Here is a 26,751-nt window from a genome sequence, read left to right on the forward strand (position 1 = left end):
TCGCGCGGACGGGAGATAACGCTTGCCCGAACTCGATCTGAACGAATGATCGCGCTGCCTGCGGGGTCACCTTTGGTTGAACGAAGATGCAGACTTGTGGATCTCAGCGCGCGGACGAGCGCGGCGAACGCCGCCAGGAAGTCCGGTGTCCGCATAGCGGCACTGGAATCGATGGCGAGTGCTTTCGCCTGCGAGCGGTTCCTGTCCGAGGTGTGGCGGACCGGTCCGGACCATCCGCCGATCGCCGCGGACGTCGTGAAGGCGATGGCCGACGCCGGGAGTTACGTGGCGGGCGCGTTCGACGGGGACCGGCTCCTCGGAGCCTGCGTCGGTCTGTGGGGGCCGCCCGGACAGCCCGGTATGCACAGCCACATCGCGGGGGTCGGCGCCGAAGCCCGCGGCCGCGAGGTCGGCTTCGCGCTCAAGCTGGACCAGCGTGCGTACGTCCTGGAGAACGGCGCCGATCGGATCACCTGGACCTTCGACCCGCTCGTCGCCCGCAACGCCCACTTCAACCTGGGCAAACTGGGTGGCACGGCGGACGAATACCTGACCGATTACTACGGGCCGCTGTCCGACGGGCTGAACCACGAGGACGAGTCGGATCGTCTCCTGCTGCGCTGGGACCTGCTCGGCGAGCGGACCCGGGCCGCGTGCGATGACCACCGCCCCGAGCCCGCGGGCCCGGTTCCGCCTGCTCTGCTGGACATCGAAGACGATCGCCCGGTTTCCCGATCATGCGAGGAAGAAACGGTCCTGGTCGCCATACCGCCGGACATCGAACTCCTCAGGACCCGGCGGCCGTCGATCGCGCGGGACTGGCGGCTCGCCGTCCGCGAAACCCTGGGCGTGCTGCTGGCCGACGGAGCCCGGCTGACCGGCTTCGACCGAGCCGCCTGCGGCTACGTTCTCACCCGGGGCGAGGGACGATGAAGATCGAGCGCGTCACGCTCCGGCGTATCGCTTTGCCGCTGGTCAGCCCGTTTCGGACGTCCTTGGGTATCGAATACGACCGGCCGGCGCTCCTGGTGCAGGTGACCACATCGGACGCCGAAGGCTGGGGAGAATGCGTCGCCGGGGCCGACGCGAGCTACTCGTCCGAGTACGTTGAGGGCGCCGAAGACGTCCTCATACGGCATCTGGTGCCGCCACTGCTGGCGGCCGGAAGCCTGACCGCGCACACCGTGGCGCCGCTCCTCGCCGGGGTCAAAGGCCATCGGATGGCGAAGGCCGCGCTGGAGATGGCCGTCCTGGACGCCGAGCTCCGCGGGCACGGCCTGTCTTTCGCGACCGGATTGGGAGCCGTCGCCGACAGCGTCCCGAGCGGCGTGTCCGTCGGGATCATGGACTCGGTACCGGAACTGCTCGACGCCGTCGAAAGGTATCTGGCACAGGGCTACCGGCGGATCAAGCTGAAGATCGAACCCGGCTGGGACCTCGCGCCGGTGCGCGCGGTCCGCGAGCGATTCGGTGACGACCTGCTCCTCCAGGTCGACGCGAACGCCGCCTACACGCGCGCCGACGGCCGGCACCTCGCCCGCCTCGACGACTTCGACCTGCTGCTGATCGAGCAACCGCTCGACGAGGAAGATCTGCTCGGCCACGCCGCCCTCGTCCGAAGCCTCCGCACCCCGATCTGCCTCGACGAATCGATCGTGTCGGCCCGGTCCGCCGCCGACGCCATCGCGCTGGGGGCCTGCCAGATCGTCAACGTGAAACCCGGCCGCGTCGGCGGCTACCTCGAAGCCCGCCGCATCCACGACGTCTGCGCCGCGTCCGGTGTGCCGGTGTGGTGCGGCGGAATGCTCGAAACCGGGATCGGGCGGGCGGGCAACCTCGCGCTGGCCGCGTTGCCGAACTTCACCCTGCCCGGCGACGTCTCCGCTTCGGATCGGTACTACGAAACCGACATCACCGAACCGTTCGTCCTGCGAGACGGGAATCTGCCGGTACCGACGGGACCCGGTCTCGGGGTCGCGCCGATCCCGCACGTGCTGGACGAGGTCACGACGTCGGTGCGGGAACTGAGCAATCCCTGACCGCCGCACGCCAATCCCGAGCATGGGAACGGCGATGATCCGCACCTAGATTCGCTGCCGTGCCCGACATCGAACCCTTCACCATCCGCGTCCCCGATCGCGAGCTGGCCGATCTCCACGCCCGTCTCGCCCGGGTTCGCCTTCCCGAACCCGAGACGGTTTCCGATGCCACCCAAGGAATCGAGCTGGCCCGGCTGACGACGTTGCTCCAGGCGTGGCGGGACCACGACTGGCGGGCGAGGGAAATCCAGTGGAACACCATTCCCCACTACCGGGCCCGGCTTGACGGTCTGGAGATCGCGTTCTGGCACGTCCGCTCACCGGAGCCCGCGGCGCTCCCACTGCTCCTCACCCACGGCTGGCCAGGCTCGATCCTCGAATTCGGGAAGGTGATCGGGCCGCTCGCCGACCCGGTCGCCCACGGCGGTTCCGCCGGTGACGCCTTCCACGTGGTCGTGCCTTCGTTGCCGGGCTTCGGTTTCAGTGAACGGCCCCGCGAGCGGGGCTGGCATCCGGGGCGGACCGCGTCCGCGTGGGCCGGTCTGATGACCGCGCTCGGCTATGAACGTTTCGGGGCCCACGGCGGGGATTGGGGCGCCTGTGTGAGCACGGAACTGGCGCGGCTCGCCCCCGAACGGGTCGCGGGCCTGCACCTGACGATGCCCTCGGCGTCGCCACTGCCGGAAGACCGGGTGACGGCGACCCCGGAGGAACAACGCATGCTGGACCGGCGCGACCTGCACCTGGCCGACGGGTACGGGTTCGGGCTGCTCATGGGGACGCGTCCGCAGACCCTCGGTTACTCCTTGCTCGACTCACCGGCGGGGCTCGCCGCCTGGCTCGGCGAGAAGTTCGCCGCTTACGCCGACGAACGGCCGGGATCCGGTGGCGGGGTGAGTGTTGCGGACCAGGTCGACAACATCGCGATGTACTGGCTGACCGGAACCGGTGCTTCGAGCGCTCGCTGGTACTGGGAGGCGATGCGGTGGGTGCCGCGCAGCGCGGAGGAGGAGAACGCCTCGCCGGTGACCGTGCCCACCGCCGTCTCGCAGTTCCCTGCCGATCCCTGGCCGACCGCGTTCCGCTGGGCGGAGCGGCGCTACCGGAACCTGCACCGCTGGACCGAACTGGAGCGCGGCGGCCATTTCCCGGGACTGGAGCAGCCGGACCTGCTGGTGTCCGAGATCAGGGAGTCGTTCCGGGAGATCTGATCAAAACGGTTAAAAGCCCCAGACCTTCGGAGGGATACACCGGGGATGCGTGCTCTTAACGTCGGAGGACGACCGACCCGGTGAGGAGCACGTCCGATGAAACTCGTGCGCATGATGGGGCTGGCCGTGCTGACGGCCTCCGCGTTGGTGTTGTCGATGTCCGCGGCTTCCGCGCACGACCCCGAGACGGCGGAGGGGCAGGCGGCGGCCAGGACCTTCCTCGCCGACCACGTCCCGGCCGAGCGGCACGCCGTCACCGGCACCGCGGCGGGGGTGCCGTGTGTCAACGGCAAGGCCGACAAATACCCGTGCCAGAACGTGGACCTCCTCAGCGTGCTGCCCCTGTCCGGCCTCGGAGGTGGGAACGGCAACGACATCTGGGGCTGGACGGATCCTTCGTCCGGCAAGGAATACGCCATCGTCGGGCGGACCAACGGCACCGCGTTCGTCGACCTGAGCGTGCCGACCTCGCCGAAGTTCCTCGGCAACCTGCCGTCCAACGGCGGCAGCAGCTCGTGGCGGGACATGAAGGTGTACAAGGACCACGCGTTCATCGTGGCCGACTTCATCACCGGGCACGGCATGCAGGTGTTCGACCTGACCAGGCTGCGCGGCGTCACCACGCCGCAGACCTTCACGGCCGACGCGCTGTACAAGGAGTTCGGTCCCGCGCACAACATCGCGATCAACGAGGAGACCGGGTTCGCCTACGCGATCGGCTCCAACACGTGCAGCGGCGGACCGCACATCGTCGACATCCGGACCCCCAAGTCGCCGGTCAAGGCGGGCTGTGTCTCGCAGGACGGCTACACCCACGACACGCAGTGCGTCGTCTACCGCGGACCGGACGCGGCCTACCGCGGCAAGGAAATCTGCTTCAACGCCAACGAAGACACACTGACCATCGTCGACGTCACCGACAAGGCCAGGCCAGTACAGATTTCGCGCAAGGGCTACTCCGGCGCGCAGTACTCGCACCAGGGCTGGCTGACCGGTGACCAGCGCTACTTCCTGCTCGACGACGAACTGGACGAGTCACGCGGCACCGACAAGCGCACCAAGACCTACGTGTGGGACCTGGCCAAGCTGTCCGCTCCCGTGCACACCGGCGTCTACAGTTCGCCCGCCACCGCCATCGACCACAACCAGTACATCAAGGGCCAGTACTCGTACCAGGCGAACTACCAGGCGGGTCTGCGCATCCTGGACGTCAGCGGGGTCGCGTCGGCGAAGCTGTCCGAGGTCGGCTACTTCGACATCTATCCGTCGGGCAACTCGGCGAACTTCAACGGGGCGTGGAGCAACTACCCGTACTTCGCCAGCGGCATCGTGATCGTCAACGGGATCGAGCAGGGCCTGGTCGTGGTGAAACCCAACCTCGGCGGGAAGTGACCGGGAGCGATCGTGCGCAAACCCCGGTTGACGGATTGGTTGTTCCTCGCGCTGGCCATGGTGATCGGAGTGTTCGCGGTGTCCGTGGCGCTCCGGCCGACGCCTGGCTCCGCGCATTCGGCCCATCAGCAGCCCGTCGTGACGGCGGATCTGCTGCCCGCCGCGCACAGCGACGGACTGTCGGAGGCTGAACGCGGCTACCGGTTCGAGCGGATCACCACACCCGCCACGCGAGGTCCCGAGGTGCCGGTCGCGTTCCGGATCCTCGGCCCCGACGGGCGGCCCGTCACCCGGTTCCTGGACAACCAGACCAAGCAGTTGCATTTCTTCGCCGTGCGGGACGACATGAACGTGTTCCAGCACGTGCATCCGACCCTGGACGGGGACATCTGGCGCACGAACCTCGCGCTGGCCGACGGCGGCGCCTACCGCATGTTCGCCGAGTTCGTCCCGCTCGACACCAAGGATCCGAAGCATCCGGTGGTGCTCGGGGTCCCCTTCACCGTGCCCGGCGACACCACCTTCGTACCGGTGCCCGCGCCGACGGGAGACGCGGTGACCTCGACGGGATACCGGGTGGCGCGGGCGGACGGTACGACGCCGATTCCGCTGATGCGGGCACAGGTCCTCCGGTTCGCGCTCCGCGCTCCCGACGGCGCGCTCGTCACCGCGGTCGACCCGCACCTGGGGGCGAACGGACATATGACCGGTTTCCACACCATGCTGCTGTCGGCCACGCATCTGCATCCGGTCCAGCCCGTCGGTACGGCACTGGTCAACGGCGAGCTGACCTTCCATTCCCTGTTCTCGGAACGCGGCGAGTACCGCTTGTTCCTGGAGTTCTCGCACGGAGGCCGGGTGCACACCGCCGCCATCACGGTCGCGGTGGGCTGACCGGGATCACCTCGGCGATCTTCGGCGGCGCACCTCCCGGCGACCAGAGCAGCCGGACGCGGTCGGTCACGATGTCCTGGACGGGCAGTTCCGTGTAACCACCCGTCATCCGGCCGATCGTGTGCCAGTCGCCCGCCGCGTCCGCGACCTGGACGTCGGCACCCGCGCCGGCTTCGTTCGCCAGGACGACGACCTTGCCCAGCGGCTTCGGCGCGGCGGCCGTGACTACGAGCGCGTCGCCGGTCAGCGGCGCCGACGCCGCCGTGTACACCGAGTCGGCGTTGTTGTCCGCGGCGGCGGGAAGGTTCGATCCCGCCGGGGCTCCGGTGACCGTGTACTTAGGACTGTCCGGAGTGGACACGGTGATCTCCCGGACCACGACCCAGTAAGTCTGGGCGCCGGTCACTCGTATCCGGACGAACCGTGCCTCGGCGCCGTCCGGCAGATCCGCCGAGACCACCGGCTCCGTGACCGTCTTCACCGTCGTCCACCGCTCGCCGTCGGCGGAGTATTCGAGCACGCCGTTGTGGACGAAGTCTTTCGGGCTGGTCGGTTTGCCCATGGCGATGTCCACATGGGACACCCGTTGCGCGGTCCCCAGGTCGACGCCGATGGTGTCTCCGACGCGCGGTGCCCAGTCGCTCCAGTAGTAGGTCTCGGGGTCGCCGTCGACCATCCGGGCCGGGACGTTGTCGGTGTAGGTGCCCATCGAGGTCGTCGGTCGCGGCCGGATCCCGGGCAGGCCGAACCAGCGGTCGGCCGTCGCCAGCGCGCTGTCGAGGAATGGCACGCAGACGTCCGTGCAGGTGCTCGGGTTGCGCGGCCCGCGCGCGGTCTGGACGCGGATCGCCTGCGCTTTCTTGAAAGCGGTGACGAGTTCGCCGCGTTCGGCCCACGCCTTCGCGCCGTCGCCGTCGACCTGGGCCAGCAGCATCTTCACCGCGTGCCTGCCCGCCTGACCGTAGAGTCCGACCTGGTCGAGCCACGGGCCGACCTCGGCGAGGAACTTCGGGTTGGTCGCCATCCCGCTTCGCAGGTCAGCGGGATCGGCGGCCATCGCGGTGAGGTAGCCGTCCAGTTTCGCCGCCGCGTCCCAGGGGTCCTTCTTCTCGAGCGCGGCCCAGAAGTCGGCGATCAGCGGGCGCAGCACCGGCGAGTCCAGATCCGGCTTCCCGGTTTCGAGGCGGACGAGCAGACTCGAATAGTTGTTCTCCGCGAACACCTTCAGCGCGGGAGCGGCGGGACCGCCGAGATCGGCGATCGCGGCGAGCCACGCTTTGTCAGCGTCGTACTTGTCGGGATTCCAGAGGAAGTCGCCCGAGGTGAATTCGGCGATCTTGGACGCCTCGGCCTGCACCATCGGGTTCGCGGTGATGCCGGACAGGAACTTCGCGACCCCGGGTTCACGGCCGATGTACGGGCCGAGCAGCAGGCGCTCGGTGATGTAGTCGTTGACCGGGTAGTTGTCCCAGATCAGGATGTCGTGCCCGAAGACCTCCTTCGCCTGCCGGGCCTGCTTTTCGGTGATCTGCCCGGCGATGACGCCGACGCCGGTCCATTCGACGATCACCGCCTTGTCGAGCTGGGTGCGCAGCGCGGTCTTGTACGGGGAGTCGGCGAGGTCGTAGTACTCGGTCGGGACCATCTGCAGCCGCTCGGCACCGGGATGCGTGGCGATGAAATCCTGCTGGACCCGGTTGAGCAGGAACGACTGCGCCGCGCCCGCGGCCGCCCCGCCGGTGCCGAACTTCGCGGCGTCGGCGTCGCAGTTCCAGCGGGTGTAGGAGATGTCGTCGAGCGGGATCGCGAACGAGCGCACTCCGATGTCCCACAGCGACTGGAACTTCGTGATCAGCGCGTTCTTGTCGGCGTCGGAGGAGTAGCAGACCGAGAGGCCGGGGGAAAGGGCGTAGGTGAACTCGACGTGGTTCGCGGTGGCCCGGCCTACCAGTTGCGAGAGCAGCGCGAGCTGGTCGGGCGGGTACTGGTCGCGCCAGCGGGCGCGGAGATACGGGTCGTCCTTCGGGGAGTAGACGTACATGTTCTGCTTGGTACGGCCGTAGAAGTCCAGTTGGGCCAGCCGATCGACATGCGACCACGGGGCGCCGTAGAAGCCTTCGATCACCCCGCGCATCGGCGCGGCAGGCCAGTCGCGCAGGCTGAACGCGCGGCTCTTGCCGGAAGCGAAGAGCTGCCGGAACGATTGCGCGGCGTAGAACGTCCCCGAAGTGTCCACGCCGGACAGTGCGATCACGCCGCGGTCGGCGGCGAGGACGTATCCGCCGGGAGACAGGCCTTCGGGACCCGCGACGCGGAGCGCGTCGAGCGCGAGGGCGGTCGCCCTGCTTTCGGTGGGACCGCCGACGAAGACGACGAGCCCGCCGTCGGCGCGCTCCCGGTCGACGGCCGCCTGGTCGTTGTCGGTGATCTTGACGAAGGTGCTCGCACCCGCCGATCGGAGGACCTGCTCCACGACGGCGAGCGCGGACGGGTCGGTGCCCGCGCCGACAACCTCGACGACGGTGCGCGGAATGGTCACTTGCCCCGGTCGCGGCGTCAGCTGCTGGGGTGTCGGCCAGACCTGCGCGAGTGGCGGGGGAGCGGGCGCCGCGCTCGCCGGCGCGGGGACGGCCACCGCGACGGCGGTCACGAGGAGCGTCACCGGAATGAGGTGGAGAACCCATCGGAAGGACATCGGATCGCCCCCAAATCGTCGATCAACGACGTTCTGTGAGCAAGGAAACACCCAAAGCGATGACGTGGGCTAGGTCGGTCCGGGTGATTTTCCGACAGCTGGCGCTACGCCTTTTCGGCCAACGCGGCCGCGGTCAAGGTGGCCCAGTGCGGCTGAGGCTTCGGTCCAGGTGGTCGTGAGCGGTAAGTCGCGTTCTAACGACACTTACCACTCACGACCCCCTGCGCCGAAGCGGCGCCGGCGCGTGGTTGCCGACGGCGGCGTCGCGAAAGCCACGTTCGCAACGTTGAAGGTTGCGAACGTGGCTTTCGCAACGCGTCCTCCACGCTCGGTCTCGGGCTTGCGCTGGATGGCGGTGTGGTCGACGGGGGAGGATTCCGGACGTTGAACGTCCGGATTCTTCCCCCGTCACGTCGTCTGCCAGCGGATGCGGTCGTCGAGCCCGGCAGTCACGAAACCGCTACCCCTCGCGCAGGTCAGGCGTGGGTAGGCAAATGCTGGTCCGCTCTAACGACACTTACCACTCACGACCCCTGCCGACGCTCACTGATCGCGCTAAGAACCTTCGGTCAACGCGGCCGCGGTCAGGGTGAGATGCCTGGTCAGCGCCTCGGCCGCCGCGTCGGCGTCACGTGCCAGCGCGGTCTCCTCCAGTAGGCGGTGTTCGGCGAGGTGGTCGCGGTCGGGGGCACGGTGCGCCGCCCATCGGCGGGCCAGTTCGCTCGCGGTCCACAGCCGGTCGAAGGTCTCCAGCAGGACCGGGTTCCCGCAGCCGTCCAGGAGGGTGCGATGGAAAAGGCGGTGCGCCTCGGACCACGCGCCGCTGATGTACTCGCCCTCCTCGGGCACGAACGGCGGCGTCCGGCTCAGGCGGTGGTGCGCGGCGCGGACGCGGGCCTCCCAGTCGAGGTCGCCGCGTTCGATCGAGAGGCGCAGCACGAGCGGTTCGATGGTCCGGCGGGCCTCGGTGATCTCCTGCCAGCGGCGATCGGAGAAGGCCGGGACGGCGAAGCCGCGATTCGGCAGCCTGTCGGCGAGGCCGTCGCCGACCACGCGCACGAGCGCTTCGCGGACGACGGCCAGGCTCACACCCTGTTCCTTCGCGAGGTCCTGCGGTTTGAGCGCGGCGCCGGGGGCATGGTCGCCGCGCATGATCGCGTCCCGCAGGCGGGTGTACACCTGCTCGGAGAGCATCTGCTTGTCCGGTGAAGACATCCTCGAAGCATAGACGAACCGATAGATAATCGATTATCTGTGTTATGGTCGATTTATGAACGACCCCTTCGCTCGCTTGCCCGAGGTCCCCTCCTTCACGCTAACCAGTAGTTCTGTCGTCGACGGTGCCGCCTGGGCGCTCGATCAGCTGGCTGGCAAAGACGTCTCTCCTCAGCTGAGCTGGAGCGGCGCCCCGCTGGGTACCAAGAGTTACGCCGTCACGGTCTACGACCCCGACGCCCCGACCGGTTCCGGTTTCTGGCACTGGGCGGTCGCCGACATCCCCGCCACCGTCACCGAGTTGCCCGAAGGTGCGGGTGACGACACCGGGGCGGGGCTGCCCGAGGGCGCCCTCCAGCTGCCCAACGACGCCCGCGTGGCCCGTTTCCTCGGTGCTGCCCCGCCCGTCGGGCACGGCGTGCACCGCTACTTCGTCGTGGTGCACGCCCTCGACGTCGAGTCGCTCGGTGTCCCGGCCGACGCCACGCCCGCCCTGCTCGGCTTCACGATGGCCTCGCACGTGCTCGGCCGCGCGGTCCTGGTCGCCACCGCGGAAACCCCGGGTCCCGAGCGCATCGAGGTCTCCCGGCTCATCCCCGCTTCCGCCGACGCCGTCTTCGCCGTCCTCAGTGATCCGAAGGGGCACGTGGACATCGACGCGTCGGGAATGCTCATCGACGCCGAAGGGGATCCGGTCAAGCAGGCCGGTGACCGGTTCGTGGTCCACATGGACCGGGAGGCGCTCGGGGACGTGCCGCTGGGCAAGTACGACGTCGAGGTCGTCATCACCCGGCTCGACCCGGACGTGGAGATCGCCTGGACCGTCGAAGGCCGGATCCGGCCGCCTGTGCGGCACGTCTACGGCTACCGGCTGGAGCCCGCCGAGGGCGGCACTCTCGTCACGTCCTACTACGACTGGTCGGAGGTCGGCGAGGAGTGGAAGGGCCGCGTCACTTTCCCGGTGGTCCCCGAATCCGCGCTCAAGGCCACGCTCGGGATTCTCGAACGGACAGTGCGGCGACGGAGCGTTTCGCACCCATGAGGACGTCGGGCCCGACAGAATGATCCCGTGCGAATCCTCTGTGGTGCGGTCGCCCTCGTCCTGCTCGCTGTCACCGGATGTCAGTCCGGGGTTTCGGGGAAACCCGAGCCCGAGGGCGACAGCTTCGCGGTCAAAGACGGATCCCGGCTGAGGTTCCGGCCGGTCCTGGCCGAACTCCCACCCGGCCCGGCGACAGGCGCGGCGACGAACAGGCAGAGCACGGATCCTGTCGAGCAGCAGGCCGCCGCGGCCGCGCTGGACTGCTCGCCGGGGCCGGACCCGCTGGACGGCCGCGACGATCCGGCGCTCCCGCTGGTCGGCTGCGACCGCGTCCTGGGCACGAAATACGTGCTCGGCCCGGCCTTCCTCACCGGAGCCGACCTCAGCCGGGCCAACGCGCGGCTCGACCCGCAGACGGGCGGCTCGATCGTGGGCCTCAGCTTCACCGACGCCGGTTCGCGGACGTGGGCGGACTGGACCGCGGGCAACATCGGCAAGCAGGTCGCGATGGTGCTGAAGAGCCGGGTGCTGACCGCGCCGTCGATCCAGACCGCGATCACCGGCGGGGAAACCCAGATCACCGGCAAGTTCACCCTGCCCGAGGCGCGGCAGCTGGCGCGCGACATCGCCGGCGCCTGAGCCGATCGGCTAGGTGTCGGTGACTACATGACTGTTGCTCCCGACGATGCGAAGCACATCGTCGTGGAGAACCAGCCTGGGCGGGTTCCCGTCGACGCCCGTGCCCGAATACCAGATCAGCAGCCCGGGTGGAGCGGAGTACGAGGTCGTGGTTCCCGAATCTTCGACCTCGACCAGGTTCCGCGCCTGAGTGCGCGCGTCGCTGACGTAGAGACCGGCCGTGGTACCGGACGAGGCGGCTCCTGCCGGCCAGCCCTTCAGACGGAATGACGGTTGATCATTGCGGATACAGGGAGGCAGTTCTTTTCGGACACCGTTCACGGAGAGCTCGGTGTCTCCGGACTCCCAGCCATGGAGCCACAGGATCGGGCGTCCTTCATGGGCGTCGAAGACGATCTCGAGGTAGCCGTCCGGCGGGGTTCTTTCCGTGACCTCGAACGAGTCTCCCGGGTGGAGTTCGAACGTCATCGCGCAGTGGCTGAAGCTGACGGTGGTCTGCGCGGTCAGTGCGCTAGTCACCTGAACCGTGTTGAGGATCGCCTCGTTCACGGCCTCCAGCGTAGCCGCGGAATACGATCGCCAGGGCCGACGTTTGAGCGTTCAACTACTTGAGGGAGTTGGACATGGGTTACGAGATCCTGGGCACCCGGCACGAGCCGACCTTCGGCCTGGACACCTTCGGCGACGTCGAGAACGGCCCGGACGGCCAGCCGGTGAGCCAGGCCGAGGCCATCCGCCAGGTCGTGGCCGAGGGCGTGCTCGCCGACCAGGTCGGCCTCGACTACTTCGGTGTCGGTGAACACCACCGCGCGGAGATGGCGGTGTCGTCGCCGGACGTCGTCCTGGCCGCGGTCGCAGGCCAGACCGAACGGATCCGGCTCGGTACGGCGGTCACCGTGCTCAGCTCGGACGACCCGGTGCGCGTCTACGAGCGGTTCGCCACGCTGGACGCCGTTTCCCGGGGACGCGCCGAGGTCACGCTCGGCCGGGGCTCGTTCACCGAGTCGTTCCCGCTGTTCGGCTACTCGCTGGACGACTACGAGGCGCTCTTCGCCGAGAAGCTCGACCTGTTCACGCACCTGCAGAAGGAGAAGCCGGTCGACTGGTCCGGCACGGTCCGTCCCGCGCTGGAGGGCGCGCAGGCCTTCCCGGTCACCGAATCCGGCAGCCTGCCCGCCTGGGTCGGCGTCGGCGGCACCCCGCAGTCGGTGGTCCGCGCGGCCGCGTACGGCCTGCCGCTGGTGATGGCGGTGATCGGCGGATCCCCGGAGCGCTTCACCCCGTTGGCCGATCTGTACCGGCGAGCCCTGAAGGAAGCCGGACACCAGGAGCTGCCGATCTCCATGCACAGCCCCGGGCACATCGCCGAGACCGACGAACTCGCGATGGCCCAGCACTTCCCGCACCACCAGGCCGCCTTCGCCAAGATCGGCGCCGAACGGGGCTGGGGCCCGATGTCCCGGGCCGACTACGACGTCATGGCCGGGCCGCGCGGCGCGCTGTTCGTCGGTTCTCCCGAGACCGTCGCGCGGAAGATCGCCTGGGCGGTGCGGACCCTCGGCCTGTCGCGCTTCCAGCTCAAGTACAGCGTCGGCGCGCTTCCGCACGAGCAGCGCCTGAACTCGATCCGGCTGTACGGCGAGCAGGTCGTCCCGCGGGTGAAGGAGCTGCTGAAGGACTAGCCTCGAAGCCGTGGTGTTCGACTCCGAGCGATTCGACCTTCAGCCGTACACAGGGTTCGACATGTCCCGCTACGTCCGGCGGACCTATTGCAGCTGGGAGGATTCCGGCTGGGAATCGCTGCTCGTCCAGCGGTTCGACCATGTCCCCGTCGCCGAGGACATGCGGCTGCCCGCCGTCGCGGATCTGCATCTCGTCCTGCCGTTGTCGGGGACGGCGGTGATGGAGACCCGCGGTGAAGGGCGGTGGGACCGCCACCGCTGGGCGCCGGGGCGGCTCGAACTCGCCGTTCCCGGCAGGCCGGTGTCGCGCCGGTACCGCGGGGACGGGTCGATGCGCAGCCTCCAGATGCATCTCCCGGGCACCACGGTGGCGTCGGTCGCCGCCCGGCTCGGCGGCCGCGCGGTGGACCACGAGGCGATGGCGGCCTCCGTGGCCGGGGGAGACCCGCTGCTCGTCGAGCTGGTCCGGGCGGTCGGGAACGCGCGGGAGGACGACGACCTCTACGCCGAATCCGCGGCCGCCTTCCTCACCGCGCATCTGCTCACCCGGCACGCGCGGAAACCGTCCCCACCGGACGCGGGGCGAGAGGACAAACGGGTCAGCGCGGCCGTGGCGATGATGCGCGAACGGCTGTCCGACTCGATCGGCCTGGCCGAAATCGCCGGCGAAGTGCATCTGAGCGTCTATCACTTCATCCGGGTCTTCAAGGAGAAGACCGGCGAGACACCGCACCGTTTCCTCGCCAGGCTCAGGATCGAGGAGGCGCAGAGACTCTTGCGCGACACCGATCTCCCGATCGCCCGGATCGCGAGCAGATGCGGATTCGCCACCCCCGGCGCCCTGTCGGCCGCTTTCCTGCGGCACACCGGAGCGCGCCCGTCGGAGTACCGCAATCCCTGATCGCGGCGCCGCAATCTCGCACATGGTGACCCAGGTGAGCCCGTTTCTAGGGTGATCGTGTGAGTAGTTCTGGAAAACAGTCGTACGACGTCACCGCCGAATCGACGGCGCCGCCCGCCGCGGTGTGGGCGCTGCTGGTGAACGCCCGCAGCTGGCCGATCTGGTCGGGTGTCGGCTCCTTGGAAGCCGGTGCTTCACAAGGACTTTCCGCCGAGGGAAGCGACGGAGTCGGCGCGGTCCGTGCCTTCCGTACCGGCAAGACGGTCACCAAGGAGCGGATCACCGCCCTCGACCCCGAACGCCGGTTCTCCTACGAGGGCGTGGACGTTCCGGTGATGACCGACTACCAGGCCGCCGTCGATCTGCGCGAGACACCCACCGGCGGGACCCGGATCCGTTGGCACGGAACGTATCGCGTGGGCCGGGGCAAGGCGTTGTTCTTCCGGTGGTATCTCCGCCGCTTCATGCAGGCCATGGCGACCGGGCTCGCCGAGCACGCCGGCGGCCCGGCCGGGCCGCCATGACCGGGGAAATCAGTGCCGGGCGGCGGCTTCCCGGTGGAAGCCCGCGATCATCGCTTCGGTGCTCGGCGGGTTGAAGGGCTGCCCGAGCGTGCGCATGAGCGAGTTCACGCTGGGGCGGTACATCCCGGTCTTGCAGTAGCGGGACCCCTCGAAGACGCCGACCGTGCCGCCGTCGGGGGAGGGCTTGCCGAGCCAGGCGTACCACTTGGCCCGGCGGTCCTTCATCTGCTGGGCCGTGAGCGCGGACGCGTTGGGCTCCCGGGGTTCCCGGGTTTCGCACGTGCCGTAGTCGTACTCGTCGGCCAGCCCGCCGATGGAGTGCCCGAGTTCGTGGGCGACGATCTGGCTGGCCTGGATGTTGCCGCCCGAAGAGGTCGCGACACCGCCGCCCGCCCCGCCGTACTTCGTGGTGTTGGCGAGCATGATGACCTGATCGACGTCGGGAGCGGCCGCGGCGTACTGGTTCGCCTTGGTTTCGTTGACGCACAACAGCCGTTCGATGCCGCCGCACCAGAAGTACGAGCCCAGCGCGGTGTTGCGCTTCACCCCCTGGGTCGGGTCGTTGGTGATGCCCGACTGGGATGACACGACGTCGACCTGCCAGAGGTTGAACTGTTTGCGATAGCTCTTGTACGGCTCGATGGCGAACAGCGCCGCGATGCTGGAGCGGACGTGCTGCGAGTACGTGCCCAGCTGCGAGGAGGTGTAGCCGTCACCGACGAAGACCAGGTCGAACGTGGTCTCGCTGGGGCCGTTGGTTTCGATCGGGGTCACCGCGGCGGCGTTCGCGATCGACTGTGGGGCGGCGGTCCGGTCCGAAGCGGGCCGGGTGACGTCCACCCGGGTGATGGTTCCGCCGGGTTCGAAGGCCTCCATCGACGTCGTGAACCGTGGAGCCGCCGACGCCGTCGCGGGCGTGAATCCGGCTACGAGGACGGAGGTCAGCGCGACCATGAGACATGCGCGTCGCATGCGTACTCCTTGCGGGGAGGGGAGAAGGGGAGGGGCAGGGAGGAGTACGAAAAACGATCCCGACTTTCGACGGCTTCCGGCACATCCCAAACGGCCATAAGGTCCGCGTGATGGACGTCGAGTTACGTCACCTGCGAGTGGTGTGCGCGGTGGCCGACGCGGGCAGCATCACGCGCGCGGCGATCGGCATCGGGAGCTCCCAGCCCGCGCTGACCGCCGCCGTGCAACGGATCGAGCGCGCGTTCGGCGGTACCTTGTTCGTCCGCGGCCGGGAGGGGGTCTTCCCCACCGCGTTCGGTGAATGCGTGCTCGTCCGCGCGCGAGCCGTCCTCGCCGCGGCGGACGCGATGCACCAGGACGCGGCGCGCTGGCTGGCGGAGGGGGAGGGACGTCCTGTCGCGCTGGGTGGGATCGGTGGTTCGATGGTCGTCGAGCTGGCCGACCGGCTCGGTGACTCCGGCCGTGGGCAAGCGGTTTCGGTGACTACGGAGTTCTCGCCCTTGCGGCTGCTGGATCTCGTGGCGGGCGGGCAGCTCGACGCCGCCGTCGTCGCGGACTATCCCGGTCATGTCCTGCCGTCGGCACCGGGGGTGGCGTCGCGGCCGCTGGCCACGCAGCCGGTGTTCGTCGCGATCGCCGCGGACCATCCGGCCGCTCGCCGCGCCGAGGTCGAGCTCGCCGATCTCGCCGGGGAACGGTGGGTGCTCGGGCCGTCCGACGGCGCGGGCTGGCCGGAGTGCTTCGAGGAAGCGTGTGAGCGGGCCGGATTCCGGCCGCAGGTCGCGCACCGGAGTACGGAACTACGGCCACTGCAACGCCTGATCGCGGCGGGCCGGGCGATTTCCCCTTGCCAGGTCACCTTTCCCGCCACCCCCGGAATCGCGATCCGACCCCTCGCCGGGGATCCGTTGTGGATGCGGTATCTGATCGCCTGGAGCACCGAAGGAGCCTTCGGTCCGGACAGCGACGTGTTGATCGCCGCGGCCGAGGCGGCCTATCGGTCCGACACCGAGAGCAGTCACACCTATCGGAGTTGGCTGGCGCGCCGTGAGGAACCCGCCCGGCGTGCCATCGGGTGACACCTGGTCAGGGAATTCCCCTTGTCGGGCGGTGGTCTTAGCCTCGGAACCTCACCGACGAAGGGTAAGAAATTGCGTCTGCGCGCCCTGCTGGCCGCTGCTGTCCTGACCATCACCACCGCTCCGGCCGCGCTCGCCGCGCCGGACGTCGCCCACGGCACCGATGTCCCACCAGGACAATTCGGGTTCGTCGCGAAGATCGCGATGACGAAGATCCCCCGCCCGGACGGTTCGACCTACGGCAGCTTCTGCACGGGAGCGCTGATCGCGCCCGGCTGGGTCATCACCACCGGGCACTGCTTCCACGACGCGCACCGCAAGCGGGTCTCGGGCAAGGTGCCGTATCCGACGACGGTGACGTTGGGGCTGGTCGACGAAGCGACCGAATCAGGCGTGGCCCGCAAGGCGACCGAAGTGCTGCAAGCGAAGGAAAACGACGTCGCCCTCATCAGACTGGACACCCCGGTGACCACGGTGACCCCGCTGACGGTGAACCGGGCCGTCCCGCAGATCGGCCTGCACCTGACCCTGGCGGGCTGGGGCAGCCTGACCTCGGCGAATCCCGTTCCGGCCACACGAATGCAGCAGGGCACCGTGCAGGTGGCGACGGTGGCCCCGACGACGCTCGGCGTCCGCGGCGCCGCACCGTCGATCACGACCAGTGCCTGCACGTACGACTCGGGCGCGCCGTACTTCGTCCCGGGTGGCAAGAGCGGCGCCTTGGTCTCCCTGGAGGCCACCGGGCCGGACTGCCCGCACGCCGGGGTCGAGACGACGTCCCGCGCGGACGTCATCGCGGACTGGATCGCCACCCAGACGGGGTAGCGCTTCGTTTCGGCCGGTCATGGAGCGGGTAGTGCCGTGGGCAGGAGGTACTGCGATGACGAGTGTCCGAATGACCGCGCCTCCGGCGCCGCCGAACCCCATGCCGCCGGATCCCGGGGTCCCCGATCCCGGGATCCCCGAGCCGGTGCCGGATCCGGGTAGGCCGGAGCCGGTGCCGGACCCCGGGGTGCCCGAGAGGGTCCCCGATCCGGGACCGGATCGTCCGCTGCCGGAGCCCGAAGGTCCACCGGAAGGCCAGCCGGGACCGGCCGGGCTCAGAGGGTGAAAGCGAGCCAGAGCGCCAGCCAGGCGCAGGCCGCGACCGCGACGACGATCGCGAAAACCCGCAGGCCGGCGGTGGCGACCCGGAGCGACGCCGTCCCGTTCTGCTGTCGATGATTCCCCATGATGCCGCCCTCCTTTCAAGATCACCTTCCGCTCTTCGCGCGTTCGGCGCAGCGGGGATGGTCTGTCAGGGTGACCCCATCCGGGTGAGGGCGTCCCGCATTTCGTCCTCTGGATGTGGTGGTTCGTATCGCGGACGACCGCATCCAGAGGACTAAACGCGTCAGAGCCAGCCGTTGTGCGCGGCGAAAACACCCAGCTGGAACCGGCTGGAGACGCCCGCGCGGTCCATCAAGGTTTCGAGATAGCGGAAAAGGGTGCGTCGGCTGACGCCGAGTTCGGCGGCGATCTCGTCGTCCTTGCGCCCGGCGGCGAGCAGGATCAGCAACTCTCGTTCGATCGGCCGGATCGGCTGCTCGGCCGTCCGTCCCTGCTGGTCGAGCGGGAGCGCCGCGGCCCAGGACGTTTCGAACAGTCCTTCCAGCGCGGAGAAGAGACTGCACGGGCGCACGATCACGATGGACTGGTTGCGGTCGGCCTGGCGGATGGTCAGCGCGATGGTGGCCGCCCGGTCGTCGAAAAGCGTCAGTTTCACCGGAAGTTCGGGTAGCAGCCGTGCCTGCTCGCCGGCGCGCAGGCACGGCACGATGTTCGTGGTGAGATAGCCGGGTTCGCCCAGTGAAGCTCCACTGTAGACACAGCGGTAGGTGATCCCGCGCCGCAACTGCTCCTCCTCTAGGAGATTGCGGCGGGTGCTGGTGAAGTAGGGCGGCGAATCGAGACGGCGAACCTGGTGGCGCACCAGGGTCGCGAGGTGCTGGAGCCGGGGGAGGATCGCGTCGCCGGTGACCACTTCGAGCAGGTCCTGCGCGTGCGGCATCCCCGTGTGCGCCCGCCGGAACGCGCGGTACGCGGTCTGGACCGCGAGCCGCGCGTCGTGCAGTTCGGCCTGCCGTCGCGTGGTCAGCGCGGCGAGCGCCTCGCCGGGGTTCGCGGGGAGGAACTCGGTGCCGTCCACTCCGGACGACACCGCCAGCCCCGCGTCCGCCAGTTCCTTCAGTGCCAGGTGGACGGACTCCGCGTCGTCCTCCCGCCAGGCCAGTTCCCCGGCGGTCACGGGCGCGCTTTCGAGCATCCGCCGGTAGATCCTGGCGGCGGACTCCCCGAGGCCGAGCCTGAGCAGTTGCGCGCCGAGCCCGTCCCGGGGAGTCGCCGATGGCACGGCCTAGACGCCCGACGTGTCGCGGATCCAGGTGCGGTTCGCCGAGATGGCGGTATGCGTCGAGCTGTCGACCTTGTTGCCCGCGATGTGCACTCCGACCTGCTTGCCGCCGACGAAGACCGGTCCGCCCGAGTCACCGCCGTTGGTCAGGCCGTCGCCCCGGCTGGCCTTGATCAGTCCACTCCCGACACTGGCCACCTTCATCTGGGCGACTTTCAGGTACCGCTGCAGGTCGCCGTCTTCGTTGTAGCCCCAGCCATAAACGTATTCGGTGTCACCGGCGGAGACGGACGTACCGAGGGACGCGTACGTCGTGCTGACCGAGCGGTCGAGCCTCAGCAACGCGATGTCGGCACCGCTGGAAGGCGTGTAGATGTCGGACGCCGCGGCGTAGGTTCCGGCCTGATGGTCGACGTCTCCGACCCGGACCGAGTACTTGGCACCGGGTTCATCGACGCAGTGCCGGGCGGTGAGCACCCAGCGGGCGCTGATGATCGAACCGGAACACCACTGCTCGCCGTTCTGCTCGATCATCGCGGCCCACGGGCCGGACTGGGCGTATTCGCCGTCGATGATGGGAGCCGCGCCGGCAGCGGGCGCGACCGTGACGAGCCCGGCCGCGCACAGCAGTGTGGTGAGGAGACCTCGAATACGCATGGTGCCTTCCAATGCAGGGAAAACAGAAAAGAAAGGGAAAACAACGGGTCGCCGTTCTTTGACCGCGGCGGGATCGCCAGGGGTCGCCTGGCCCGACCCGGCGCCGGTTTTCCCATGCTAGGCAGGCGGATACGACGTCGATAGCGACTAAAGACGGGAGAAGCCCGCACTGGACGGCAGGGGACCCGGGGTGTCGGCACGAGAGTGCCGATGGCACTTATGTGTCATGGACCGAAGGGCGGCAGGGGTGCCGGTACCGCGTCGGCTGGGTTGGTCGTGAGTGTTTTGGGTCGTTCTAACGACACTTTTCACTCACGACCACGGTGACTAAACGCGGGTCTTGCGCTTCCGCGAAGGCTTGGGGTCGAGCAGTTCTTCGGCGATGAGGATCGCCCGGTCCGACAGCGTGACGGACAGCCGCTCCACCGAATCGCCGATCCGGCCCGCTTCCCGGCGCACACCCTCGCCGACGGGTTCGCTGTGCCGGTCGGCGAGACCGGCGAGCCTGCTTCCGGAGACCACGACCAGATCGGCGAGGCGTTCACCCAGTTCGGTCAGCCGGTTCGCCGTCCGGCCCGCCCGCCGGGCCACGAGATCCTCGGTGTCCCGGCGCAACTGCCGGACCGCTGACCTCGACTCGGTCGTCGTCCCGGTGAGTGCGGACTTCAAGGTTTTCGTCACGTCCATCAGGAATCGACCTCCGCGCGGCTCGGCTGCATTTGAGTGTACGGGTGTGCACCGGAACTGCGGAATAGGCGATCCACTTCGACCTGGAGGAAGTCGCAAAATTTCTGAAACATGTCAACTTCTTGCATTTTGTCTCCGGGTTGTTGCATGCTCGTACGGCTCTGGCTCCCTCCCCGCTGTCTTGAAGAAGAGAAGACGCCATGACACGTATGCGCCTGTCCCGGATCGTCGCCGGTTTCCTGGTCACGGGGCTTTCCGTCGCCGGACTCTCCCTCGCTTCCGCCGCGAGCGGCCCACCCTCGGGCACCGCCGCCCCGCCCGGGCCGGCCGCGCTCGCCGAGGTGCCGCTGACCCGCACGGTGTCGGCCAGCAGCGCGCTGCCCGGCTATCCCGTCGCGAACGCCGTCGACGGAAACCAGGACAGCTATTGGGAATCCGCCAACAACGCGTTCCCGCAGTGGATCCAAGCCGATCTCGGAGCGGCCAAGACGCTTTCGCGGATCGTGCTGAAACTGCCGTCGGGCTGGGAGGCCCGCACCCAGACGCTGACCGTGCGCGGAAGCGCCGACGGCACGGCTTTCACCGACCTCGCCGCGCCGACCGGCTACGCGTTCGCTCCCGGCGCCGACGCGGTCACGATCCCGATGACCGCGTCGGCCCGCTACGTGCGCTTGCAGGTCACCGCGAACACGCGATGGCCCGCCGCGCAGCTTGCGGAATTCGAGCTCTACGGGCCCGACACCGGCGACACGCAGGCACCGAGCGCGCCCGCGAATCTCGCGCTGACCGAGCCGTCCGCCGGGCAGGTCCGGCTGACCTGGTCGGCCTCGACCGACAACGTCGGCGTCACCGGGTACACCGTCTACCGCGACGGCACACCGGTCACCACGGTCGCCGGCACCTCGTTCACCGAGGCCCGGCCCACGGGTACGCGGGTCGAGTACTTCGTGCGGGCCGAGGACGCGGCGGGCAACGAATCCGGCGACAGCGACCACGTCGTGCGCTCCGGGACGAGCGCGGGCGCGAACCTGGCGGCGGGCAAGCCGATCGAGGCCACGTCGGTGGTCCATTCGTTCGTCGCCGCCAACGCCAACGACAACGACCCCACGACGTACTGGGAATCCGCCGCGGGCTATCCGAACTCGCTGACGGTGAAGCTCGGAGTCGACGCGGAGGTCGACTCGGTCGTGGTGAAGCTCAACCCGGACGCGATCTGGGGCGCGCGGACGCAGAACTTCGAGATCCTCGGTCGCGCTCAGGGCGCCACCGCGTTCACCTCCCTTTCGGCGCGGGCGGACCATCGCTTCGACCCGGCCTCGAACCAGAACTCGGTCGTGATCCCGGTCGGCGGACGTGCGTCGGACGTACGCCTCCAGTTCTTCGCGAACTCCGGCGCTCCGGGCGGTCAAGTCGCCGAGTTCCAGGTGATCGGCACACCGGCGCCGAACCCGGACCTCGTCGTCACGGGCACGACCTGGACGCCGTCGAACCCGACGGAGACCAGTCAGCTCGCCGTGTCGGCCACGGTGAAGAACGCCGGCATCGCGAACGCCGCCGCGACGACCGCGAACGTCAGCCTCGGCGGCACCGTCGTCGGTGAGGCGGCCGTCCCGGCGCTCGCCGCGGGTGCTTCCACCACCGTGACGGTGAACGCGGGCACGCGTCCACAAGGGACGTACAGCGTCACCGCCTCCGTCGACCCGGCCGGCAAGGTCGCCGAGCAGAACGAAACCAACAACACCTACACCTCCCCGACGTCGCTGGTCGTCGCGCAGTCGCCGGGGCCTGACCTCGAAGTCACCGGCATCACCTCGAACCCGCCCAACCCGGCCATCGGTTCGGCCGTGTCGTTCACCGTCGCGGTGCACAACCGCGGCACGAGCGCCGCGAGCGCTTCGGTGACCCGGCTCGCCGTCGGAGGCACCACGCTGACCGGCGCCACCGGTGCGATCGAAGCCGGTGCCACCGCGACCGTCGCGATCTCGGGCACCTGGACGGCCGCCAGCGGAGGAGCGACTCTGACCGCGACGGCCGACGCGAACGGCACGGTCACGGAGACCAACGAGTCCAACAACAGCCTCTCGCGGGCGATCGTGGTCGGCCGCGGCGCGGCGGTCCCATACGTCGAGTACGAGGCGGAATCCGCTCAGTACCAGGGACAACTGCTGGAGACCGACCCGCTGCGCACCTTCGGCCACACGAACTTCGCGACCGAGTCCTCCGGCCGCAAGTCCGTGCGGCTGGCGAATCAGGGCCAGTATGTCGAGTTCACGTCGTCGAACCAGGCGAACTCGATCGTCGTGCGCAACTCCATCCCCGACGCCCCCGGTGGCGGCGGACAGGACGCGACGCTCAGTCTGTACGTCAACGGGACTTTCGCGCAGAAGCTGACGCTGTCGTCGAAGCACAGCTGGCTCTACGGCAGCACCGACGACCCCGAAGGCCTGACGAACACCCCGCAGGCCAACGCGCGACGGCTGTTCGACGAGTCGCACGCGCTGCTGTCGCAGTCGTACCCGCCGGGCACGAAGTTCAAGCTGCAACGCGACAGCGGTGACAACGCGGCGTTCTACATCGTCGACCTCGTCGATCTGGAGCAGGTCGCGCCCGCCACGGAGAAGCCCGCGAACTGCGTGTCGATCACGGAGTACGGCGCGGTGCCGAACGACGGGAACGACGACTCGACCGCGATCCAGCGCGCGGTGACCGACGACCAGAACGGCGTGATCGGCTGCGTCTGGATCCCGGCCGGGCAGTGGCGGCAGGAGAAGAAGATCCTGACCGACGACCCGAACGTGCCCAACGGCGGCGGCCAGTACAACCAGATCGGCATCTCCAACGTGACGATCCGCGGTGCCGGGATGTGGCATTCGCAGCTGTACTCGGAGATCGAGCCGCAGAACGCGGGCGGTATCAACCACCCGCACGAGGGCAACTTCGGGTTCGACATCGACAAGAACACCCAGATCTCCGACATCGCCATCTTCGGATCCGGTCGGATCCGCGGCGGTGACGGCGGCGCGGAAGGCGGCGTCGGCCTCAACGGCCGGTTTGGTACCGGAACGAAGATCTCGAACGTGTGGATCGAGCACGCCAACGTCGGCGTGTGGGTCGGCCGCGACTACAGCAACCTTCCCGCGCTCTGGGGCCCGGCCGACGGCCTGGAGTTCAGCGGCATGCGCATCCGGAACACCTATGCCGACGGCATCAACTTCACCAACGGCACCAGGAACTCGAAGGTGTTCAACTCGTCGTTCCGTACCACCGGTGACGACTCGCTGGCGGTGTGGGCGAACCAGTACGTGAAGGACACTTCACAGGACATCGCGCACGACAACGTGTTCGCCAACAACACGATCCAGCTTCCCTGGCGGGCCAACGGGATCGCGGTCTACGGCGGGTACGGCAACAAGATCGAGAACAACATCGTCCACGACACGATGAACTACCCGGGCATCATGCTGGCGACGGATCACGATCCGCTGCCGTTCTCCGGGCAGACGCTCATCGCGAACAACGCCCTGTACCGCTGCGGCGGCGTGTTCTGGGGCGAGCAGCAGGAGTTCGGGGCGATCACGTTCTTCGCGCAGGGCAAGGACATTCCCGGGGTCGTCCTGCGGGACACGGAGATCCACGACTCGACCTACGACGGCATCCAGTTCAAGACGGGTGGCGGAGTGGTGACCGCGGACGTCTCGGGCGTGAAGATCGACAAGTCGAACAACGGGGCAGGCATCCTCGCCATGAGCGGCGCCCGCGGCAGCGCGACCTTGACGAACGTGACCATCACGAACTCGGCGAGCGGCGACGTCGTCCGTGAGCCGGGGTCGCAGTTCGTGATCAACGGCGGACTGGTTCCGGCGGTGGTCGCGTCGGGCCGTCGCGGTACCCGGTAAGCCCAGTCCGTGAAGGCCTCCTTGAGGGACTCAGGGTCCCTCAAGGAGGCCTTCACGGACTTCGGTGATCACGTCCGGGGGCTCAGGCCGGCCACGGCCAGCCGGAACAGCCGGTCCGCCTGTGCGGCGGGATCCGGGTGGTGCTCGGTGGCCAGGACGATGCCGACGATCAGCGTGATCAGCTCCGCGACGGTGACCTCCGGCGCCACCGCGCCGTCCCGCACGGCCTGCCGCAGGAGCGGATCCCCGGCTTCCTCGATGGCCGCGGAACACGAGTTCTCGTGCGTGGGGTCGGTCTCGTCGTAGGACAGCGCGGCCGCCAGACCGCGTGCGGTGACGCAGTAGGTGACGACCTCGTCGAGCCAGGTCAGGAGTGCTTTCCGGCTGTCTTCCCCGCCGGTCAGTTCGACGGCGCGGGCGCACAGCACCGCGATCCGTTTCGCGGAGACCGCCTCCAGCAGGGCACGGCGGGTGGGGAAGTGGCGGCGCACGGTCGCCGAGCCGACGTTGGCGGTGCGGGCGATCTGCTCCAGCGAGGCGCCGGAGCCGTGGTTCGCGACCTCCTCCTCGGCCACCGCGAGGATGCGCGCGTAGTTGCGCCGTGCGTCGGCGCGCTGGCCGTCGGACATGTCTTCACCTCGGCGTTTGCGTAAGTGGCGGACCCCGCCATATCGTAGCGGACGATAAATGGCGGGCCCCGCCACTTAGCTGTCCAAGGAGCGATCATGTCCCCATCACCCGTTTTGGTCACCGGCGCCACCGGCAGGCAGGGCGGTGCGACCGCCCGCGCCCTGCTCGCGGCGGGCGTTCCCGTCCGCGCGCTGGTGCGCGACCCCGCCAAGGCGAAGGCCGTTGAAGCGCTCGGCGCCGAACTCGTCGTCGGCGATCTCCATGACGTCGATTCCGTGACCCGGGCCGCGAAGGGTGCTCGCGCCGTCTTCTCGGTGCAGATGCCCGGCATGAGCGCGGAAGGATTCGACTTCGCGGGTGAGGTGACTCAAGGCGTCAACCTCATCGAAGGCGCGAAGGCGGCCGGAGTGCCGCAGTTCGTGCACACCTCCGTCTCCGGCGCCGGTCAGCACGTCGAGGCGCCCGGATGGGCCGAAGGCCGCTGGGCTTCGATGGAGCCCACCTTGGGCGCCAAGGCCGCGATCCAGGATCGCCTCCGCGAAGCGGGCTTTCCACAGTGGACACTGCTCAAGCCCGGCTTCTTCATGGAGAACTTCCTGCCCGACATGAAGTTCCTGTTCCCGCGCGGGGTCGACGGCGGCCTGGTGAGCGTCATCAAGCCGTCGACGAGCCTTTCCCTGGCCGCTGTGGACGACATCGGCGCCGCGGCCGCGGCGGTCATCGCCGAACCGGAGCGGTTCACCGGGGTCGAACTCGAGCTCGCGAGCGACTTCCTGACCATGGCGGAGATCGCCGAGGTCCTGTCGGACGTGCTCGGCACCCGGTTGGCGGCGCCGGACATGACCGTGGAGCAGGCGGTCGCCGCCGGGATGCCGCCGATGGGCGCTTCGCACGAGTGGCTGAACGTCATCGGTCAGCCTGGGCGCCCGCAGTACGCCCGGGAGCTCGGCCTCCCGCTGACGGGTTTCGCGACCTGGGCCCGGAAATACCTTGCGTAGTGCGTGATCGTTGAGGTACGCGCATCGAGCCTCTGCTGGACCTGGCCGCGGACGATCCCGACGTCGTGATCCTCGCTGCCACGGCGTTCGCGGCGCATCGGGTTCTGCGCGGTCCCGTGCTCGCCGACGTCCTCGAACCGGTGTCGCCGGACCTGCTCAGGAGTGCGGTCCTCGGCGGGGCCAGGGGAGTTTGACAAAGCGGAACACTGCTCCGTATGTTTGTGGAACAGTGCTCCGCTTAGTGCGGTGCCGTCACACGAGGGAAGACTCACCATGAGCACTACGAACCCCGCGACGGTCCTCTCGGTCGCCCCGGTGGTGTTGCCGACGCCGGATCGGGCCGTGGACCTGCGGCTGCGCGTTTCCGCGCCGGTGACCGGGAACGACCTGCCGATCATCCTGTTGTCGCACGGCCAGGGCCCCTCGAACCATCTGTCGTCGCTGAACGGCTACGCCCCGCTCGTGAACTACTGGGCGGCCCGCGGTTTCGTCGTCATCCAGCCCACTCATCTGAGCTCGCGGACGCTGAACCTGGCACCCGGCGATCCGGAAGCGCCGCTGTACCAGCGATCCCGGGCCAGGGACCTGAGCCGGATCCTCGACCGGCTCGACGAGATCGAGGGCGCCGTTCCCCAGCTGCGCGGCAGGCTGGACCGGAGCAAGGTCGCCGTGGCCGGCCATTCGATGGGCGGGCACACCGCGAGCCTTCTGCTGGGCGCTCGCTATGTCGATCCCCGCACCGGCGAGGAAGTGAACCTCGCCGAACCCCGGATCTCCGCCGGGGTCCTGCTCGCCGCGCCCGGCCGTGGCGGCGACGCCGTCACCGCGTTCGTGGCCGAGAACTATCCCTTCTTCCTCAGCACGGACTTCTCCGCGATGACGACGCCCGCGCTCGTCGTCGCGGGGGACAAGGACGCCTCCACGCATCTGACGGTCCGCGGTCCGGAGTGGCACACCGACCCGTACTTCCTTTCACCGGGCCGCAAGACGTTGCTCACCCTGTTCGACGCGGAACACGGGCTCGGCGGGATCTCCGGCTACGACGTCGCCGAGACGACGGACGAGAACCCGGAGCGCGTGGCCGCGGTGCAGCGCCTCACCTGGGCTTACCTTCGTTCCGAGCTCTACCCCGGGGACGCCGCCTGGCGGACGGCGTGTGACGAACTCACGCTCGGCCGCGTCGAGGCGAAGTAGACCTCAGCGCGC

26 protein-coding genes are annotated in these 26,751 nt (G+C 68.9%); 17 read left to right on the forward strand and 9 right to left on the reverse strand.

The genetic code is table 11. The features are described 5' to 3' along the window. Positions 1-96 precede the first annotated feature (96 nt). The 5 genes from B0293_RS04820 (at position 97) to B0293_RS04840 (ending at position 5,536) form a co-directional block, all read left to right on the forward strand. Positions 97-933: a hypothetical protein gene (locus B0293_RS04820; RefSeq protein WP_005162741.1), complete on the forward strand. Its 837-nt coding sequence runs from the start codon at positions 97-99 to the stop codon at positions 931-933. Beyond that, positions 930-2,039 carry an o-succinylbenzoate synthase gene (gene menC / locus B0293_RS04825; RefSeq protein ID WP_005162742.1) on the forward strand — a complete coding sequence of 370 codons (1,110 nt, stop codon included), beginning with the start codon at positions 930-932 and terminating at the stop codon, positions 2,037-2,039. The genes B0293_RS04820 and menC overlap by 4 nt, the downstream gene beginning before the upstream one ends. 59 nt (positions 2,040-2,098) lie before the next feature. Continuing rightward, complete coding sequence (locus tag B0293_RS04830) at positions 2,099-3,250, forward strand: epoxide hydrolase family protein (protein WP_005162746.1); 1,152 nt, start codon at positions 2,099-2,101, stop codon at positions 3,248-3,250. Between the two features lie 96 nt (positions 3,251-3,346). Continuing rightward, entirely contained in the window at positions 3,347-4,642 is a 1,296-nt protein-coding gene (locus B0293_RS04835; protein ID WP_005162749.1) for a choice-of-anchor B family protein, read from the forward strand. A 12-nt stretch (positions 4,643-4,654) separates the two neighbouring features. After that, a complete protein-coding gene (locus tag B0293_RS04840) occupies positions 4,655-5,536 on the forward strand; it encodes a hypothetical protein (protein ID WP_005162751.1) in 882 nt (293 codons plus the stop codon). Here B0293_RS04840 and B0293_RS04845 read toward each other — a convergent pair. Together B0293_RS04845 and B0293_RS04850 are read right to left on the reverse strand one after the other, a co-directional pair. Beyond that, positions 5,517-8,198 (reverse strand): beta-N-acetylglucosaminidase domain-containing protein, encoded by a 2,682-nt coding sequence (locus tag B0293_RS04845; RefSeq protein ID WP_245192019.1) that lies wholly within the window; start codon positions 8,196-8,198, stop codon positions 5,517-5,519. The two genes, B0293_RS04840 and B0293_RS04845, sit on opposite strands and share 20 nt — an antisense overlap. Positions 8,199-8,786: 588 nt before the next feature. Next, positions 8,787-9,425 (reverse strand): GntR family transcriptional regulator, encoded by a 639-nt coding sequence (locus B0293_RS04850; protein ID WP_209437327.1) that lies wholly within the window; start codon positions 9,423-9,425, stop codon positions 8,787-8,789. Positions 9,426-9,501: 76 nt separating this feature from the next. Here B0293_RS04850 and B0293_RS04855 point away from each other — a divergent pair, with 76 nt between their 5' ends. After that, positions 9,502-10,488: a YbhB/YbcL family Raf kinase inhibitor-like protein gene (locus B0293_RS04855; protein WP_005162761.1), complete on the forward strand. Its 987-nt coding sequence runs from the start codon at positions 9,502-9,504 to the stop codon at positions 10,486-10,488. A 27-nt stretch (positions 10,489-10,515) separates the two neighbouring features. After that, complete coding sequence (locus B0293_RS04860) at positions 10,516-11,127, forward strand: SecDF P1 head subdomain-containing protein (protein ID WP_005162763.1); 612 nt, start codon at positions 10,516-10,518, stop codon at positions 11,125-11,127. 9 nt (positions 11,128-11,136) lie between these two features. Here B0293_RS04860 and B0293_RS04865 read toward each other — a convergent pair whose 3' ends face one another. Beyond that, a complete protein-coding gene (locus B0293_RS04865) occupies positions 11,137-11,676 on the reverse strand; it encodes a hypothetical protein (RefSeq protein ID WP_005162766.1) in 540 nt (179 codons plus the stop codon). A 74-nt stretch (positions 11,677-11,750) separates the two neighbouring features. Between B0293_RS04865 and B0293_RS04870 the strand changes: the two genes are divergently transcribed. Genes B0293_RS04870 through B0293_RS04880 form a run of 3 tightly spaced genes read left to right on the forward strand, consistent with a single transcriptional unit; the run spans position 11,751 to position 14,234 of the window. Beyond that, complete coding sequence (locus tag B0293_RS04870) at positions 11,751-12,809, forward strand: LLM class flavin-dependent oxidoreductase (RefSeq protein ID WP_005162769.1); 1,059 nt, start codon at positions 11,751-11,753, stop codon at positions 12,807-12,809. Positions 12,810-12,819: 10 nt separating this feature from the next. Further along, positions 12,820-13,710 (forward strand): AraC family transcriptional regulator, encoded by an 891-nt coding sequence (locus tag B0293_RS04875; protein ID WP_005162771.1) that lies wholly within the window; start codon positions 12,820-12,822, stop codon positions 13,708-13,710. Positions 13,711-13,769: 59 nt separating this feature from the next. Then, the gene (locus B0293_RS04880) at positions 13,770-14,234 is read left to right on the forward strand and encodes an SRPBCC family protein (RefSeq protein ID WP_005162774.1); all 465 of its coding nucleotides are present in this window, start codon (positions 13,770-13,772) and stop codon (positions 14,232-14,234) included. A gap of 9 nt (positions 14,235-14,243) precedes the next feature. Here the strand turns inward: B0293_RS04880 and B0293_RS04885 are convergent, their stop codons facing one another. Then, positions 14,244-15,206 carry a M64 family metallopeptidase gene (locus B0293_RS04885; RefSeq protein ID WP_005162776.1) on the reverse strand — a complete coding sequence of 321 codons (963 nt, stop codon included), beginning with the start codon at positions 15,204-15,206 and terminating at the stop codon, positions 14,244-14,246. Between the two features lie 110 nt (positions 15,207-15,316). On the opposite strand from B0293_RS04885, the gene B0293_RS04890 reads away from it, so the two are divergent. The 3 genes from B0293_RS04890 (at position 15,317) to B0293_RS43890 (ending at position 17,396) form a co-directional block, all read left to right on the forward strand. Continuing rightward, a complete protein-coding gene (locus B0293_RS04890) occupies positions 15,317-16,285 on the forward strand; it encodes a LysR family transcriptional regulator (RefSeq protein ID WP_005162779.1) in 969 nt (322 codons plus the stop codon). Between the two features lie 72 nt (positions 16,286-16,357). Beyond that, positions 16,358-17,110, forward strand: coding sequence for a trypsin-like serine protease (locus B0293_RS04895; RefSeq protein ID WP_005162783.1), 753 nt, complete (start codon positions 16,358-16,360; stop codon positions 17,108-17,110). A gap of 55 nt (positions 17,111-17,165) precedes the next feature. Further along, positions 17,166-17,396, forward strand: coding sequence for a hypothetical protein (locus B0293_RS43890; protein WP_209437325.1), 231 nt, complete (start codon positions 17,166-17,168; stop codon positions 17,394-17,396). Here the strand turns inward: B0293_RS43890 and B0293_RS44655 are convergent. The 4 genes from B0293_RS44655 to B0293_RS04910 all read right to left on the reverse strand — a co-directional run bounded on the left by B0293_RS44655 (position 17,386) and on the right by B0293_RS04910 (position 20,021). Beyond that, on the reverse strand, positions 17,386-17,517 hold the full coding sequence (locus tag B0293_RS44655; protein ID WP_005162787.1) for a hypothetical protein: 132 nt from the start codon (positions 17,515-17,517) through the stop codon (positions 17,386-17,388). The two genes, B0293_RS43890 and B0293_RS44655, sit on opposite strands and share 11 nt — an antisense overlap. A 161-nt stretch (positions 17,518-17,678) precedes the next feature. Then, positions 17,679-18,677: a helix-turn-helix transcriptional regulator gene (locus B0293_RS04900; RefSeq protein ID WP_005162791.1), complete on the reverse strand. Its 999-nt coding sequence runs from the start codon at positions 18,675-18,677 to the stop codon at positions 17,679-17,681. Between the two features lie 3 nt (positions 18,678-18,680). After that, positions 18,681-19,334, reverse strand: coding sequence for a S1 family peptidase (locus tag B0293_RS04905; protein ID WP_005162795.1), 654 nt, complete (start codon positions 19,332-19,334; stop codon positions 18,681-18,683). A 327-nt stretch (positions 19,335-19,661) separates the two neighbouring features. Then, positions 19,662-20,021, reverse strand: coding sequence for a hypothetical protein (locus B0293_RS04910; RefSeq protein WP_005162797.1), 360 nt, complete (start codon positions 20,019-20,021; stop codon positions 19,662-19,664). A gap of 200 nt (positions 20,022-20,221) precedes the next feature. Between B0293_RS04910 and B0293_RS04915 the strand changes: the two genes are divergently transcribed. After that, entirely contained in the window at positions 20,222-23,917 is a 3,696-nt protein-coding gene (locus B0293_RS04915) for a CARDB domain-containing protein (protein ID WP_039919093.1), read from the forward strand. Positions 23,918-23,985: 68 nt separating this feature from the next. On the opposite strand, the gene B0293_RS04920 is transcribed toward B0293_RS04915, so the two are convergent. Next, a complete protein-coding gene (locus B0293_RS04920) occupies positions 23,986-24,546 on the reverse strand; it encodes a TetR/AcrR family transcriptional regulator (protein ID WP_005162802.1) in 561 nt (186 codons plus the stop codon). A 96-nt stretch (positions 24,547-24,642) separates the two neighbouring features. Here B0293_RS04920 and B0293_RS04925 point away from each other — a divergent pair, with 96 nt between their 5' ends. The 3 genes from B0293_RS04925 (at position 24,643) to B0293_RS04930 (ending at position 26,739) form a co-directional block, all read left to right on the forward strand. After that, a complete protein-coding gene (locus tag B0293_RS04925; protein ID WP_005162803.1) occupies positions 24,643-25,545 on the forward strand; it encodes an NmrA family NAD(P)-binding protein in 903 nt (300 codons plus the stop codon). 65 nt (positions 25,546-25,610) lie between these two features. After that, positions 25,611-25,739, forward strand: coding sequence for a hypothetical protein (locus tag B0293_RS44660; protein WP_005162804.1), 129 nt, complete (start codon positions 25,611-25,613; stop codon positions 25,737-25,739). Between the two features lie 79 nt (positions 25,740-25,818). Further along, on the forward strand, positions 25,819-26,739 hold the full coding sequence (locus tag B0293_RS04930; protein WP_005162806.1) for an alpha/beta hydrolase family protein: 921 nt from the start codon (positions 25,819-25,821) through the stop codon (positions 26,737-26,739). Positions 26,740-26,751 lie beyond the last annotated feature (12 nt).

Source organism: Amycolatopsis azurea DSM 43854, assembly GCF_001995215.1.
Lineage (GTDB): Bacteria > Actinomycetota > Actinomycetes > Mycobacteriales > Pseudonocardiaceae > Amycolatopsis > Amycolatopsis azurea.